The sequence below is a fragment of the Allosphingosinicella indica genome (assembly GCF_900177405.1).
Lineage (GTDB): Bacteria > Pseudomonadota > Alphaproteobacteria > Sphingomonadales > Sphingomonadaceae > Allosphingosinicella > Allosphingosinicella indica.
The window spans coordinates 774,854-790,000 of record NZ_LT840185.1; the positions used below are offsets into that span (position 1 = coordinate 774,854).

At 66.4% G+C, this 15,147-nt stretch carries 12 protein-coding genes; 6 read left to right on the forward strand and 6 right to left on the reverse strand.

The genetic code is table 11. The features are described from left to right. Positions 1–53: 53 nt before the first annotated feature. The gene (locus B9N75_RS03965) at positions 54–419 is read right to left on the reverse strand and encodes a glycine zipper 2TM domain-containing protein (protein WP_085217626.1); all 366 of its coding nucleotides are present in this window, start codon (positions 417–419) and stop codon (positions 54–56) included. 180 nt (positions 420–599) lie between these two features. Here B9N75_RS03965 and B9N75_RS03970 point away from each other — a divergent pair, with 180 nt between their 5' ends. Then, positions 600–1,544, forward strand: coding sequence for an esterase-like activity of phytase family protein (locus tag B9N75_RS03970; RefSeq protein WP_085217627.1), 945 nt, complete (start codon positions 600–602; stop codon positions 1,542–1,544). A 33-nt stretch (positions 1,545–1,577) separates the two neighbouring features. Here the strand turns inward: B9N75_RS03970 and rpmB are convergent, their stop codons facing one another. Then, positions 1,578–1,868, reverse strand: coding sequence for a 50S ribosomal protein L28 (gene rpmB, locus B9N75_RS03975; RefSeq protein ID WP_085217628.1), 291 nt, complete (start codon positions 1,866–1,868; stop codon positions 1,578–1,580). Between the two features lie 220 nt (positions 1,869–2,088). Here rpmB and B9N75_RS03980 point away from each other — a divergent pair, with 220 nt between their 5' ends. The 4 genes from B9N75_RS03980 to hutH all read left to right on the forward strand — a co-directional run bounded on the left by B9N75_RS03980 (position 2,089) and on the right by hutH (position 6,995). Then, entirely contained in the window at positions 2,089–2,364 is a 276-nt protein-coding gene (locus tag B9N75_RS03980) for a hypothetical protein (protein ID WP_085217629.1), read from the forward strand. A gap of 136 nt (positions 2,365–2,500) precedes the next feature. After that, complete coding sequence (gene hutI / locus B9N75_RS03985; protein WP_085217630.1) at positions 2,501–3,712, forward strand: imidazolonepropionase; 1,212 nt, start codon at positions 2,501–2,503, stop codon at positions 3,710–3,712. A gap of 113 nt (positions 3,713–3,825) precedes the next feature. Next, positions 3,826–5,487 carry a urocanate hydratase gene (gene hutU / locus B9N75_RS03990; RefSeq protein WP_085217631.1) on the forward strand — a complete coding sequence of 554 codons (1,662 nt, stop codon included), beginning with the start codon at positions 3,826–3,828 and terminating at the stop codon, positions 5,485–5,487. Further along, positions 5,484–6,995: a histidine ammonia-lyase gene (hutH, locus tag B9N75_RS03995; protein WP_197685131.1), complete on the forward strand. Its 1,512-nt coding sequence runs from the start codon at positions 5,484–5,486 to the stop codon at positions 6,993–6,995. The genes hutU and hutH overlap by 4 nt, the downstream gene beginning before the upstream one ends. Before the next feature lie 67 nt (positions 6,996–7,062). Here hutH and B9N75_RS04000 read toward each other — a convergent pair whose 3' ends face one another. Then, entirely contained in the window at positions 7,063–9,198 is a 2,136-nt protein-coding gene (locus B9N75_RS04000; protein ID WP_085217633.1) for a M10 family metallopeptidase, read from the reverse strand. 473 nt (positions 9,199–9,671) lie between these two features. On the opposite strand from B9N75_RS04000, the gene B9N75_RS04005 reads away from it, so the two are divergent. Next, on the forward strand, positions 9,672–10,394 hold the full coding sequence (locus B9N75_RS04005) for a 2OG-Fe(II) oxygenase (protein ID WP_085217634.1): 723 nt from the start codon (positions 9,672–9,674) through the stop codon (positions 10,392–10,394). Positions 10,395–10,436: 42 nt separating this feature from the next. On the opposite strand, the gene B9N75_RS04010 is transcribed toward B9N75_RS04005, so the two are convergent. The 3 genes from B9N75_RS04010 to B9N75_RS04020 are packed head-to-tail and all read right to left on the reverse strand — an operon-like array spanning position 10,437 to position 15,078. Further along, a complete protein-coding gene (locus B9N75_RS04010) occupies positions 10,437–11,741 on the reverse strand; it encodes an HlyD family type I secretion periplasmic adaptor subunit (protein ID WP_085217635.1) in 1,305 nt (434 codons plus the stop codon). Continuing rightward, entirely contained in the window at positions 11,738–13,468 is a 1,731-nt protein-coding gene (locus tag B9N75_RS04015) for a type I secretion system permease/ATPase (protein ID WP_085217636.1), read from the reverse strand. The genes B9N75_RS04010 and B9N75_RS04015 overlap by 4 nt, the downstream gene beginning before the upstream one ends. Continuing rightward, positions 13,465–15,078, reverse strand: a complete 1,614-nt coding sequence (locus B9N75_RS04020) for a TolC family protein (protein ID WP_157123685.1) — start codon at positions 15,076–15,078, stop codon at positions 13,465–13,467. Before B9N75_RS04020 ends, B9N75_RS04015 begins: the two co-directional genes overlap by 4 nt. Between the last annotated feature and the right edge of the window lie 69 nt (positions 15,079–15,147).

Below are 15,147 nucleotides of genomic sequence, written 5' to 3' on the forward strand. Positions count from 1 at the left end.
GCCCCGCCCTCGGTACGCTACGCGAGGGGCCTCGGTGGAGCGAGCGCCGCGGTTCAGCGGCGGCAATCGCCCTTGTCTATCGCGCGGCCGGCAAGCGCGCCGACGGCGCCGCCGATGATCGTGCCGGCGGTCTTGTCACCACGGCGGCCGACCACTTCATGGCCGAGCAGACCGCCCGCGACCGCGCCGACGATCGTGCCGGTCGTGCCGCTGCAGCGACGGTTGTTGGAATAATAGCGGTCGCGGCCATAATAACGGTTGCCACGATCATAGCGGTCACCACGGTAATAGCCGCGATCGTAGCCACGCTCGTAACGGGAATCCGAATAACGGTCGTAGCCGCGCGCTTCGGCAGCAGCCGGAATAGCGGCGAAGGTGGAGACGGCGAGGACGCTCGCGATGGTCAGACTCTTCAGCATATTTGGCACTCCTTACACGTCGCCTGCTGGCGAACTCCCTGATCGGTTCTATTTCGAAAGCGCACGAGCGTGTGTCCTTCGATGAAAGTGGTTTTAGGGTGATTCGCTTGATCCGATCCTGAATGTGCTTGTCAGCGATCGTTCATCGACCGGAACGGTTTTCCGTCATAGGCGGCTGTCATGCGTATCGCGGTGATCCTCGCCATTCTCATTCTGCTCGGCACCTTCGCGCCGCCCGACCTGCCCCAGCGCGAGCGGCAATATGCGGGGACGATCGCCTTCGAGCCGGTGCCGCTCGACCGCACCGACCCGGCACGGCGGACCGTCGGCAAGCTTCGCTATCTCGGCGGCTGGTCGGTCCGCAGCGACGACCCGCGCTTCGGCGGCCTGTCGGCGCTGGATGTTGCGGCAGACGGCATAATCGCGGCCAGCGACGCGGGCTGGCTCATCCGCATGCCCTTGCCCGGCCAATCTGGCCGCGTCGCGATCCAGGCGCTCGCCAAGGGCCGCAAGCAGGATCGCGACGCCGAATCGATGGTCGTCCACGACGGACAGGCTTGGATCGGGCTGGAGCGCGCAAATGCGGTCTGGCGCTATAGTCTGACGGATGGGAGACGCGAGGCTGCCGCCGAGCCTGCCAAGATGCGCGGCTGGCGAGGCAATTCGGGTGCGGAGGCGATGCTACGGCTCGCGGACGGCCGCTTCCTGATCTTTTCGGAAGGCAGCGACGACGCCGCGAACAGCGCCGCCCTATTGTTCGACGGCGACCCGGCCGAGCCGGACATAGCGGCCATCGCTTTCCGCTACCGCCCGCCCGCTGGCTATCGGATCACGGACGCCGCGCTGCTGCCCGACGGGCGGATGATCGCGCTCAACCGCAGATTCAGGATGAGCGAGGGCGTGTCGGTGCGCGTGACCTTGTCGGACCTGTCCGGCATCGCCGCAGCGAAGACGCTGACCGGCACCGAGATCGCAGCCTTCGCGGCGCCGCTGACGGTCGATAATTTCGAGGGGATCAGCGTGACGCGCGAACGTGGCGGGGCGGTCGTCTGGATCGTGTCCGACGACAATTACAATCCGCTGCTGCAGCGGACCCTGCTGATGAAATTCGCGCTGGAAGACTGACGCCGCCCCGGTGGCGGAGCGGCAATCCAAAATTCAGGCGGCTTCGGCCTGCTTCTTCGCGACGTCGCGCTTGAGGCGGCGCGCACGCAGGCTGAGCTTCTCGTCGCCCGTCTTGCCGAGCCAATTGTCGAGGCCGCCGACATGCTCGACCGAGCGCAGCGCGCTGGTGGAGACGCGCAGCGTCACGCCGCGGCCCAGCGCGTCCGAGATCAGCGTCACGTTCTGCAGGTTGGGCAGAAAGGTCCGCTTGGTCTTGTTGTTGGCGTGGGACACATTGTGGCCCACCTGACGGCCCTTGCCGGTCAGCTCGCAAATGCGCGACATGATTCTTCTCTTGTTTGAGCGAGATCCCGAAAGGGCTCCCGGAAAGGGGGCGCGGATAACGGGCTAAGGCAGATTCGTCAACCGTCATGTCCCTCGTCAAAGCGCATGCAACTCTATCATAAGATCGGCGTTTGAGTTCCGATCGTTGCGGTAGTGCAACCGATCGGGTTACGCTTCGTTGTCGGTCGATGAGCCGCGACGGCGATAAAGGAGGAATTGCATGTCTCGTCCTATTCTCATCATTCTGGCGATTGCCGTTCTCGTATTGATCGTGCTGTTCGCCACCGGCTTCTGGAGCGTCGATCAGACCCGTGAAGCCAAGCTGCCGGACGTCGAGGTCCAGGCCCAGGGCGGTCAGCTCCCGGCCTATGACGTCGATTCCAAGGAAGTCGTGGTCGGCACGACCACCGCCAACATCGAAGTACCGAAGGTCGAGACCAAGACCGAGCAGGTCCAGGTGCCGGTCGTCGGCGTCAAGGATAACGGCGAGCAGTAATCGCCGTGCCGCGCCGGCCCATTCCCCGGCGCGGCAATTGATTACGACGCGGCCGGCTTCCCACACGGGAGGCCGGCCGTTTCGATTCTCGAGCGCTGCAATTGCCGTCGGCATCACTGCACCCTAAAGCGGCGGCATGTGGGACCGCCTGCTTACCGACTGCCACATCGCGACGATGGACCCCGCGATCGCCACCCCGTTCGGCGCGATCGAGGACGGTGCGATCGGCATCCAGGATGGACGCATCGTCCGCGTCGGACGCCGCACCGAGCTTGCCGGTTTCCGTGCCCGCAGCGTCGAGCCGCTCGGCGGCGCCTGGGTGACGCCCGGATTGGTAGACTGCCACACCCACCTCGTCTTTGGCGGCAACCGCGCGCACGAATTCGAGATGCGACTCCAAGGCGCGAGCTACGAGGAGATCGCCAAGGCTGGAGGGGGGATCGTCTCCACCGTCGGCGCCACGCGGAACGCCAGCGTCGAGCAACTCGCAGAAGCGGCACGGCCGCGGCTCCAGGCGCTGATGCGCGGCGGCGCCACCACGGTGGAGGTGAAATCGGGCTACGGCCTGGATGTCGCAACCGAGATCAAATTGCTGAAAGCCGCCAAGGCGCTTGGCGACAGCGAAGCTGTGCGCATCTCTCCCACCCTCCTCGCGCTCCATGCGCTGCCTCCCGAATATAAGGAGCGGCGCGAGGAATTCGTCCGCATCGCGATCGAGGAGATGCTGCCGGCCGCGGCGGATGCAGGGCTTGCGACGGCGGTGGACGCTTTCGCCGAAGGGATCGGCTTTACGGTCGAGGAGGCGCGCGCGCTGTTTGCGGCCGCCAAGGAGCGCGGCCTCGGCATCAAGCTCCATGCCGAGCAGTTGAGTAATCTGAGCGGCGCGGCGATGGCCGCGCGTTATGGCGCGCTGTCGGCCGATCATCTCGAACATGTCGACGAAGCAGGTGTGGCGGCGATGGCCGAGGCGGGGATGGTCGCCGTCCTGCTGCCCGGCGCGTTCTATGCGCTGCGAGAAACGCGCAAGCCGCCCGTCGATCTGCTGCGCAAGCACAAGGTCGGCATGGCGGTCGCGACCGACTGCAATCCGGGCACTTCGCCGGTCCTCTCGCCGACGCTGATGCTCAGCATGGCTTGCACGCTCTTCGGTCTCACTCCCGAGGAGGCGCTCGGCGGCATGACCCGCGAGGGCGCGCGCGCGCTGGGCCTGGGCCACGAGATCGGCACGATCGCCGCCAACAAGGCCGCGGACCTCTGCGTCTGGCGCGTCTCGCGGCCCGCCGAACTAGCCTACTGGGTCGGCCTCCCGGGGCCGGAAAAGCGCATCATGGCGGGCGTGGATAGCTGAACGCTGCCTTCCACGCGGGCTGAGCTTGTCGAAGCCCTGCCCTTCTTTCTAGGGAGGCCGCAACAAGGACAGCCCTTCGACAAGCTCAGGGCGAACGGAGCATGAGACAAGGAATGCAGAACCGACGCGACAACAGCCGCCATATCGCGGCGCCCACCGGCCCCGAAATCACCGCCCGCCACTGGACCACCGAGGCGGCGATGCGGATGCTGATGAACAATCTCGACCCCGCCGTCGCCGAAGCGCCCGAGGAGCTGGTCGTCTATGGCGGGATCGGCCGCGCGGCGCGCGACTGGGCGAGCTACGATGCGATCGTTGATACGCTGAAGCGGCTGGAGGAGGACGAGACCCTGCTCGTCCAGTCGGGAAAGCCGGTCGGCGTCTTCCGCACCCACAAGGACGCGCCGCGCGTGCTGCTGGCCAATTCGAACCTCGTCCCGCACTGGGCGGACTGGGACCATTTCAACGAATTGGATAAAAAAGGCCTGATGATGTACGGCCAGATGACGGCCGGCTCGTGGATCTACATCGGCAGCCAGGGCATCGTCCAAGGCACTTACGAGACCTTCGTCGAAATGGGCCGCCAGCATTATGGCGGCGATCTCAAGGGCAAGTGGATTTTGACCGCGGGTCTGGGCGGCATGGGCGGCGCGCAGCCGCTCGCCGCGGTGATGGCGGGCGCGCATTGCATCGCGATCGAATGCCAGGAAAGCCGCATCGAGAAGCGGTTGGAAACGCGCTACCTCGACCATCGCGCTAAGGACATCGACGAGGCGCTGGCGATGATCTCCGCTGCCGACCGGCCGATCTCGATCGGCATCCTCGGCAATGCCGCCGAGATTCTCCCCGAGATGGTGAAGCGCGGGATCCGCCCCGACGCGGTGACCGATCAGACCAGCGCGCACGATCCGATCAACGGCTATCTCCCGATTGGCTGGAGCGTCGATCAGTGGATCGAGCGGCGCGAGCGGGATCCCAAGGCGGTGGCGGACGCGGCGGCGGCTTCGATGGCGGTGCATGTCGAGGCCATGCTCGCCTTCCAGAAGATGGGCGTGCCGACCTTCGATTACGGCAACAACATCCGCCAGGTCGCCAAGGACGAGGGCGTCGCCAATGCCTTTGATTTCCCCGGCTTCGTCCCCGCTTACGTCCGCCCGCTCTTTTGCCGCGGCGTCGGCCCGTTCCGCTGGGCGGCGCTGTCGGGCGACCCGGAGGACATCTACAAGACCGACGCGAAGGTGAAGGAGTTGATCCCCGACGATCCGCATCTCCACCGCTGGCTCGACATGGCACGCCAACGGATCGCCTTCCAGGGCCTCCCCGCGCGCATCTGCTGGGTGGGGCTAGGCCAGCGCCACCGGCTCGGCCTGGCGTTCAACGAGATGGTGGCGAAGGGCGAATTGAAGGCGCCGGTCGTCATCGGCCGCGACCATCTCGACAGCGGATCGGTCGCGAGCCCCAATCGCGAGACCGAGGCGATGGCCGACGGATCGGACGCGGTCAGCGACTGGCCGCTCCTCAACGCGCTGCTCAACACCGCATCGGGCGCGACCTGGGTGTCGCTGCATCACGGCGGCGGGGTGGGCATGGGCTATTCCCAGCATAGCGGCATGGTGATCGTGGCCGACGGCACCGAAGACGCCGCGCGGCGGCTGGAACGTGTATTGTGGAACGACCCGGGCACCGGCGTCATGCGACACGCCGACGCCGGCTATGACATCGCGATCGATTGCGCCAAGGAGCAGGGCCTCGACCTGCCGATGGTGGGGCGGTGACAATCACCCTTCGCCCTGGCCGCGTGTCACTGGCCGACCTCCGCGCGATCTGGGACGGCGCGGGATTCGCCCTTTCTGACGATGCCTTCACGGCGATCGACGCCTCAGCGGCGGCGGTAGGCGAGATCGTCCGATCGGGCCGCACCGTTTACGGCATCAACACAGGCTTCGGCCTTCTCGCGCAGACGCGTATCCCCGGCGACCGGCTTGCCGAGCTGCAGCGCAATTTGATCCTCAGCCACGCCTGCGGACTCGGCGATCCGATCGCGCCACGCATCGTGCGGCTCATCATCGCGCTCAAGATTATCGGTCTCGGCCGCGGCCATTCGGGCGTGCGGCGGTTGGTTGTCGATCGCCTCTTGGCATTTGCGGAAGCCGACGCCTTGCCGGTCATTCCTGCACAGGGATCGGTCGGCGCATCGGGCGACCTCGCGCCGCTCGCGCATCTCAGCGCGGCGATGATGGGTGTCGGCGACGTCCTGCTCAACGGCGAACGGATGTCGGCGGTCGATGCGCTAAAGGCGCTCGGTCTCGACCCGCTGGTACTCGGTCCGAAGGAGGGCCTGGCGCTGATCAACGGCACGCAAGTGTCGACCGCCATCGCGCTCGACGCTTTGTTCACCGGCGAGCGGGTGCTGGCAAGCGCGGTCGTCGCGAGCGCGCTTTCGACCGACGCGTTGAAAGGCACCGACGTCGCCTTCGATCCGCGCATCCACGACACGCGCGGCCAGCCGGGGCAGATCGCCGTCGCGGCCGCGATCCGCGGCCTGCTCGACGGTAGCGAAATCCGCAAATCGCATGCCGATTGCCCGCGGGTGCAGGATCCCTACAGCTTCCGCTGCAACCCGCAGGTGACCGGCGCAGCGCTCGATCTGCTGCGCAACGCGGCGCGCACGCTCGAGATCGAAGCCAATGCCGTCACCGATAATCCCGTGCTGTTCGAGACCGACGGGCTGTCGGGCGGCAACTTCCACGCGCAACCGGTCGCCTTCGCCGCCGACACGATCGCGATGGCGCTGTGCGAGGTCGGCTCGATCAGCGAACGCCGGACTGCAGTGCTGGTCGACCCGAAGATGAGCGGCCTGCCCGCCTTCCTCGTCGAGGACAGCGGCGTCAATTCGGGTTTCATGATCGCGCAGGTCGCGACGGCGGCCTTGGTCTCGGAGAACCGTACGCTCGCCTTTCCCGCCAGCGTCGATTCGATTCCCACGTCGGCGGGGCAGGAAGACCATGTTTCGATGGCCACCCATGCCGCGCGCAAGGCCGGCGTGATCGCGCGCAACGCCGCGGGCGTGATCGGGATCGAGCTGCTTGCCGCCGCGCAGGGCGTACATTTCCACGCCCCGCTCAAGACATCCGCCAAGCTCGGCGCTATGATGGCGTTGATCCGCGGCGCCGTACCGCCGCTGGACAGCGACCGCTACCTGCATCCGGATCTCGCTTGGGCACAGCAGGCGGTGCTGGACGGCACGATCGGCGCGGAGACGCTGCCCGTCCTGTTCGGCTGATCACTAAAACAAGAAAAAGGCGCCGGGATTTCTCCCGGCGCCCTTCTTCTTGTCCGTCGTTGCCCGATCAGGCGGCGACGTTGACCGTCAGGATCAGGTCGTCGGCACGGATGGCCGTGGCGCCGACGTTGATCTGGAAGTCGGCGACACCGTCGCCGTTGACGTCACCGGCGATGATCGTCGAGCCGCGGTCGGTGAAGATGCGCACTTCACCGGCGTTGCCCGAGAACGCGCTGGTGCCGACCCAGGTGAAGTCCTGGTGGCCCTCGGCGCTCGCGTTGGCGTCGATCCCGGTCAGGTCGATCTTGTCGCCCTGGCCGCGGCGGAAGTCGACGATCGTGTCGTAGCCGCCGAGATCCGAGAAGCGGAACGTGTCCGCACCCGCACCGCCGTACAGCTTGTCGTCGCCCGCACCGCCGTCGAGCACGTCGTTGCCGGCATCACCATAGAGCGTGTCGTTGCCGGCATCGCCGAACAGGATGTCGTCGCCGGCGCCGCCCATGATGGTGTCGTTGCCTTCACCGCCACGGATCGTGTCGTTGCCGCCGTCGCCGAACAGCTGGTCATTGCCTTCGCCGCCGTCGATCGTGTCGTCACCGTTGCGACCGTAGATGATGTCATTGCCGGCAAGACCGTTCAGGACGTTGTTGCCGTCGCTGCCGGTCAGCACGTCGTTGTGACGGCTGCCGGTGACGCCTTCGATCGAGATCAGAACGTCGCCAGCCGCACCGCCCGACACGAGGCCGGTGGCGAGATTGACGCTGACGCCCGAAGTCGCGGTCTGGTAGCTGACCAGATCGTTGCCGGCACCGCCGTCGAGGCGGTTGGCCGCACCGTTGGCGACCAGAATGTCATCGCCCGAGCCGCCCACGGCGTTCTCGATGATCGCATTGTAGGCGATCGCGATGTTGTCCGACATCAGGTTGTGGTTCCAGGCCGGCCCGAAGGACGCGACGAACGCATCATAGGATTCACGCGTGCGCGGCGCGAGACCCGCCGCGACACGAGCAGCATTGGTCTCTTCGAACGACGGAATTTCGTCCAGATACGTGCCGCCTGCGCTGCTGAAAGCACCCGGATTGAGATCGATCAGCGACGGCGTATCGAAGCCCGAGACGTCGATCGTGTCGTTGCCGCCGGCATCCCAGATGGTGATGACGGGCAGCGGGGTCTTCTCGAAATCGAACGTGTCGAGACCGGTGTTGGAGTTGAAGCCATACACCGTATCGCCCGAGCGCGTCTCCATGTCGGCGCCGTAGATGCGCTGGATAGCGAGAACGTCATGCACACCCGGAGTAGAGTTGTAGCGCAGAACGGTCTGCGTCCAATCGACGTGGTTCGCACCCGTTTCGTTGGCGCGCCAGTAGGACATGATCGAATACTGGTTCGAGTCCTGATAGAATTCAGCGCCGTTCTGGTAAGTCACCGAGAAGCCGGGGCCGAAGTTGTAGCGGCCGGGATGCTCGAGACCGAGCGAGTGGCCAAGCTCGTGGATGAGCGTGGTCAGGCCATATTCGCCCTCGTCGAACTGCTGGTTCGAGGCCTGCGCAGGGTTGACGGCAACGTCGCCCGCGAGACGCGCGGCAGCCGCCGGCGAGTAGTTGTACGGCAGATAGGCGGAAGCCTGCGCCGGACCGGTGGTGGTGTTCATGAAGTTGATGTCGGCCTGCGCCGGCGCCTTCTCGACGAACTTGACCGCGATCAGCTCGTCCCACGTGCCGATTGCCTGACGGGCCGCTTCGCGCTGCTCTTCGCTAAACGCCGAGAAGCCGGTGAGGCGACGGGTACCCGCCGTGCTGCCAGCGACGTTGTTGTAATAGGGATCGATGTCGGCGCGCGTATTGTAGAAGCCGAACGAGATCGTCTCCAGCGGACCGCCGGTGTAGCCGGCCGTCAGCGCCGGTGCGTAGCCAGCATTGACGCCGCCCTTGTGGCCGGCCCACGCCGCGCCGGTGCCCGGGACATAGTTCTTCAGCGGGTTGCTCGGATCGAGCGCCGTGTAGTTGGACGCAAGGTTACCGCGATTGAGGAAATGCGCGATGTCCGGCGCGCTGAGCACCGGCTTGCCGCGAATGTAGCTGCCGACCAGCCCATCGACCGAGCCTTCCGACATGACCGCGCCGCCCGACGGCACGTAATCGGCCGTGTTCCAATCGTCGGTCGGCAGATCGCCGTGATAACCGTCGTCAAGATCCTTAGACATTCAATACCTCCCGCTTGATGTGGTGACAGTTCACCATTCTCCGCCCGGCACGGCCGGACGAAAGCTCTGCACGATGCGAACGAGCGCATCCGAATTTGTCTGAAAGACCGTCAAGGGACGCGGTCATACGGCGCAAGCACCATAAGGCGCCGCCTTTATTGAGCCGACATTCGCGAAAAGCCCCGCGCCCAACCCCGCCCCTCTCGATCAGCGCGGCCGATGCCAACGGCAAGACCGCATTACTGTCAGGAACAACGGCCGCGACGCCGCTGTGGATGAATCCCGGAAAAGCCCACTGAGGCTACCCCCGCCCGAAGCGCATTAGTCCAGACACGCAAGGGAGCTGTCAACACTTAGTTAACGATTGTTTCGGAGGCGGAGAAGAAAGTTTTCCCGGCTTGTTTCAAAAGGGTACAGCCGAAGGTCGCCGATCCCGGTGGCGCCCGTCGGTCAACGCCCTTAAGCATGTCGCCATGACCCAATTACGGCTGAACGCCAGCTTCGACCCGAACGAGATCGCCGCGCGATTCCAGACGTTTCGGAGATTGCAGATCCCGAACTTCCTGGCGCCCGATTGCGCGGAGGCGCTGTATCGCGAGCTCGCCGAAAGCCGCGCTTGGGTGCTGACCGCCAACCGCGGCGAGCAGGTGATCGACTTTCGCGAGGAGATGCTCGCGGGGTTCAGCCAGGACGACTGGATCAAGCTCGACAAGGCGGTGACGCTCGGGGGCCGCTTTGGCTTCCAGTTCCGTTACGACACGATCCGCCTCAAGGACGGCGGCGCGGCGCAGGTGCCGCTGCTCGCCGCCTTCACCGATTTCCTCTGTTCGGACGAGATCGTCGCGATGTTCCGGACGATCACCGGTGCTGACGACATCGGCTTCGCCGACGCGCATGCCTCGCGCTACCGTCCGCATCATTTCCTGACGACTCATGACGACCGAATCGAGGATCAGGGGCGGCGCGCGGCATACGTGCTCAACCTGTCGCCGGGATGGCGGCCGGACTGGGGCGGGCTGCTGCAATTCTACGACGCGCAGGGCAATGTCGAGCGGGGCTACACGCCGGCGTTCAACACGCTCAACATCTTCAGCGTGCCGCAGCCGCACAGCGTGACCTGGGTCACGCCGCTGGCCGCCCAGCCGCGTTTCGCGGTCACCGGATGGTTGCGCGCCGGCGAGCGGCCCACGGCCTGAACGACCGCAACGCGGCAGAAGGGGTGCCGGGCACCCCTCCCCTCATTCCTCGCGAAGAGCGGTTTCGCTTAGCCGGGTGATCGGCGTCAGGATATATTCGAGCACCGTACGCTTGTCGCCGAGCAGGCTGACGTCGGCGACCATGCCCGGCCCGATGTCGAGCTCCTTGCCGGCGCGATCGCGCAGCTTGTCCTCGGTCGCGACGCGCACGGTGTAATAGCTCTCGCCGGTCCGCTCGTTGAGGGTCGCGTCGGGCGAGATGGCGGTAACCTTGCCTTCGAGCGATCCGTAGACCGCGGTGTCATAGGCGGTGACGTTGATCTTCGCGCGCTGGTTCATCCGCACCCAGGCGATGTCCTGCGGGCGGACCTGCGCCTCGACGATCAGGCTGTCGTCGCTCGGCACGATCTCGGCGATCGGCGCGCCGGGCGAGATGGTGCCGCCGACGGTGGTGAACAGCACGCGGTTGACCGTGCCAGCCAGCGGCGAGCGGATGACCGTGCGCGACACGCGATCGGACAGCGCGGGCAATGTGCGGCGCAATGCCACCATCTCACCCTGCGCCTGCGCCAACTCCTGCGCGGCGCGGGCGCGCCAGTCCTGACGCTGCTGATTGAAGCTCGCGCGTGCCTCGGCCACCGCAGACTGCGCTCGCGTAACGGCAGCGGATGCCGCAGCCACATCGGCGGCGGTCGTCGCCGCTCGGTTCTCGGCCTGGATCAGCGACAGCCGCGGCTCGATTCCGCGCTCGACGAGCGGGCGGATGAGCTGCAGCTCGGTCTGCGCCGCCTCGCGCGCGGAGCGGCGCGCTTCGAGCGCGGCGTCGGCTTCGGCGACCGCACGGTCGGTCTGCACCACGCGCGCCTGCGCGGCGGCGCTGAGGCTTTGGAGATCGGCCATCCGAGAGGCATGAACCGAACGCTCGATCGCAACTTGTTCCTGCAACGTCGGGCTCGGACCCGACGGGAAGGTCGGCGCCCGACCGGCAACTTCCGCCTCCAACCGCGCGATGCGCGCCACAAGCGCGTCATATTGCGCCTGATTGCTGCCGAAGGCCGATCCGGTCTGGGTCTGATCGAGACGGACGATGGGGTCGCCGCGCTTCACCTGATCGCCGACCTTGACCAGGATCTGCTCCAGAATGCCCCCCTCAAGGTTCGACACCGTCTGGAGCTGCGAGCTCGGGATGATCCGGCCGCTGCCGCGCACCGTCCGGTCGAGCTCCGCGAAGGTCGCCCAGATGAGGAACACCGCGATGAAGCCGACGATCACCCATAGCAGGATGTTCGCACCGGCGCGCGGGCGCATGCGGTCGATATAGTCTTCGAGATGCATGGGGGCGTTCATGATTTGGCGACCCTGGCAGGATTGATCTTGTCGAGAACCGCGTCGCGCGGCCCGTCCATCAACACCTTGCCGCGATCCATCAGGATGACGCGGCTGGTGAGACGAAGGAACGGCGTGCGATGGGTGATGACGATGAAGGTGCGCTCCTTGAGCTCGGCGTCGAGCCGCTCGATGAGGCCGTTCTCGGTCTGCGTGTCCATGCCGCTCGACGGCTCGTCGAAGACGAGCACCGGCGGCTTGGCGGCAAGCGCGCGGGCGATGACGATCGACTGGCGCTGCCCGCCCGACAGGCCTTCGCCGCGATCGGCTAAGCGGCGGTCATAGCCGTTGGCGATCTGGCCGATGAACTGGTGAGTGCCGGCAAGCTCGGATGCCTCCAGCATCGCCGGATCGTCAATTTCTTCGCGGCCGAGCGCGATATTCTCGCGCACCGATCCCGAAAGCAGCAGCGTATCCTGCATCACGCTCGCGATCTTGCGGCGGAGATCGACGGGGTCGAGCTGGCGGATGTCGGTGCCGTCGAGCAGGATCACGCCCTCTTCCGGCTCGTAGAGGCCGAGCAGCAGCTTCGCGATCGTCGTCTTGCCCGATCCGACACGGCCGATCAGCGCGACATGCTCGCCCGGATTGATCGTGAAGTTGATATTCTCGAGCGCCTTCTCAGGCGTGCCGGGATAGCGGAAATGGACGTTGCGGAACTCGATCTTGCCGGCGACCTTGGCGAGCCGCAGCGGATCGCCGTCCGGCCCTTCCGGGCGGCCCTGCATCAGATGGTTGAGCTGGCGATAGGCGGTGCGCGTCGCGGTGATGCGCGAGAGGAGCTGCGCGATCGTGCCCAGCGGCGCCACCGCGCGGCCGGCGAGGATCGAGCAGGCGATGAGCCCGCCCATGGTGAGCGTGCGGTTGGCGATCATCTCGACGCCAACCACGACCACTGCCGCGAACGACACCATCTGTGCCGATTGCGACGCGGTGATGCCGATATTGGCGATGAGCCGCTGGCGCAGCGAAATATCCGAATTGTCCTCGATCGAGCGCAGCCAGCGGCCGGTGAGGATCGGCGAGGCGCCGGCGGTCTTCACCGTCTCCAGCCCGCCGATCGTCTCGACGAGCACCGACTGTTTGTGCAGCGCATGGCTCATGGCGCGCGTCGCCAGCCGCTCCATCGCGGGCTGGGTAACGATGCCGACCAATATGACGAGCGGCACTAGCACGATCGGCACCAGCACCAGCCAGCCACCGATGATCGCGATGACGACCATCGTCAGTAGGATGAAGGGCACGTCGACCACCGCCGACAGCGTTGCCGAGGTGAAGAAGTCGCGCAGCGTCTCCTGCTCGCGGACGATGCCGGCGAGCGCGCCGGTGGAGCCGCGCTTGCGATCGAGCCGGATGTTGAGCAGCCGGTCGAACACGCTTTCGCCGACCTCGCGATCGATCCGCGCGCCGGCGACATCGACGAAATAAGAGCGCAGCATCTTCAGGATGAAGTCGAAGATGACGATCAGCGCAAAGCCGATCGACAGCGCCACCAGCGACGAGGTCGCGTTGTTCGGCAGCACGCGATCATAGACCACCATCGTGAACAGCGACGAGGTCAGCGCGAAGATGTTGATCAGCACCGCGGCCAGCGTGACCTTGATGTAGATGTCCTTGTTGCGGCGCATCGGCTCGAGCAGCCAGGGCGCAAAGCCCTCGCGCTCGCCGACCAACTGATCGTCGCTCATTGGGCCTCCGGCGCCGGCGGCGCGATGTTGAGAGTGGTGAGAAGCTGGCCGGTGCGGGACAGCAGAACGTAGCGCGCTGCATCCAGCTCGGTGATTGCGCGGATGTAGGACGCGGCCGTGGTGAAATAGGAGCTTTCGGAATCGAGCAGATCGAACAGCGTTCCGCGCGCGACGCTGAATCGCTCGGCGAGCACGTCGCGCGATTGGCGGCCCGCGAGATAGCTGTCTTCCAGCGCGGCGAGCTGCTGCTGCAGCGCCTGCACGTCGCTCCATGCGATTGAAGCTTCGCGTTCGGCCTCGGCGCGAACGCGATCGGCGCGCGCGGAGAAAGCCGCGGCGCGGGCTTCGGCCTGCTCGGCCCGCGCATTGACGCCGCCGAACAGCCGCTGACGCACGGTGACGCGGCCGCGGACGTCGTAGTTGTCGCCCTCGAACACGCCGTAGCGGCCGATGTCGAGGCCGCCTGAAATGCGGGGGTAGGTCGAGGCTCGCTCGGCGCGCGCGTCCTGTCGGGCGCCGCGCGCCGACGCCTCGGCGCTCTGCACGCCGGGCGAGGAGCGGGCGAGGAGCTGCGCCGCATCCTTGGACGTGCTTTCCGATCCCAGGATCGGCGCACGACCGAGATCCGCGGGGGCCGGCAAGCCGTAGATTTCCTCGAACCGCGCTTCCGCATTGGCAAGCTGCCGGCGGAAGCGGGCGAGATCGGTCTCGGCCGCGGCGATGTAACTTTCGACGCGCGGCAGATCGCCGGGCGCCGAGACGCCCTGGCGGATGCGCGTCTGGATCGCGGCGCGGAGATCCCCCTGGCTGCCGGTAAAGGCGCTGGCGAGCCGGACAAGCGCGCGATACGCGAAGACGTCGTACCAGGCGGCAATCGCGCGCAGCGTCACATCGTCGGCGCTCGCCTGCGCATCGAAAGCGGCGGCGCGGAGGCGTGCACCGGCAGCGGACACGCGGTTCTCGGTAGCGCCGAAATCCCAGATCGTCTGCTCGGCGTTGATCGTCGCATCGGTGCGGCTGCGCGAGCGCGCGCGTTCGACGATCACGTCGATATTGTCGACATCGAAACTGCGCGCGAACGACGTGCTGGTGTTGAGCCCGAGGTCGACCGTCGGCCAGCGTTGGGCCGTCGCCTGCTTCCGTGCGGCCTCGGCCTGCGTGATATTGGCTTCCGCCTCGTTGACCGCCGGGCTGCGCGCCACGGCTTGGCCGACGAGCTCGGTAAATTCGGACGGCGAGACGCTGGTACGGGCGAGACCCAGAATCGGGTCGCCCTCGCGGTTGATGCGCAGCGGATCGGCGATCGGTTGCGGTAGGCGCTGAAGCTGGCCATCCACCATCGCCGGCTGACGTTCGCGCGGCACGCCGGGTGTTCCGAGCGAGGGGGCCGGCTGCATCGCGACGCTCGGCACCGGCGCCGGGGTGACAGCGACGTTGCCGGAAGGCGGCGCGGGCTGTGGCAATGCAGTGGACGGCGGTGCGACCGGATCGCGCTCGCGCGTCGTCGCGCGCGGATCGCCGGTCATCGGCGGCAGTTGGCTGAGCGGATTCTCCGCGCCGGGGGTTTGCGCGGCCAGCATGGCCGCGAGCGCGATAAGCGAAACAGGCATCGTCAACGCCGATCCTCAAAGCCGAAATAAAAGGCGTGCCCCCCGGCAGCGCTGCGGCAAACAACAGAT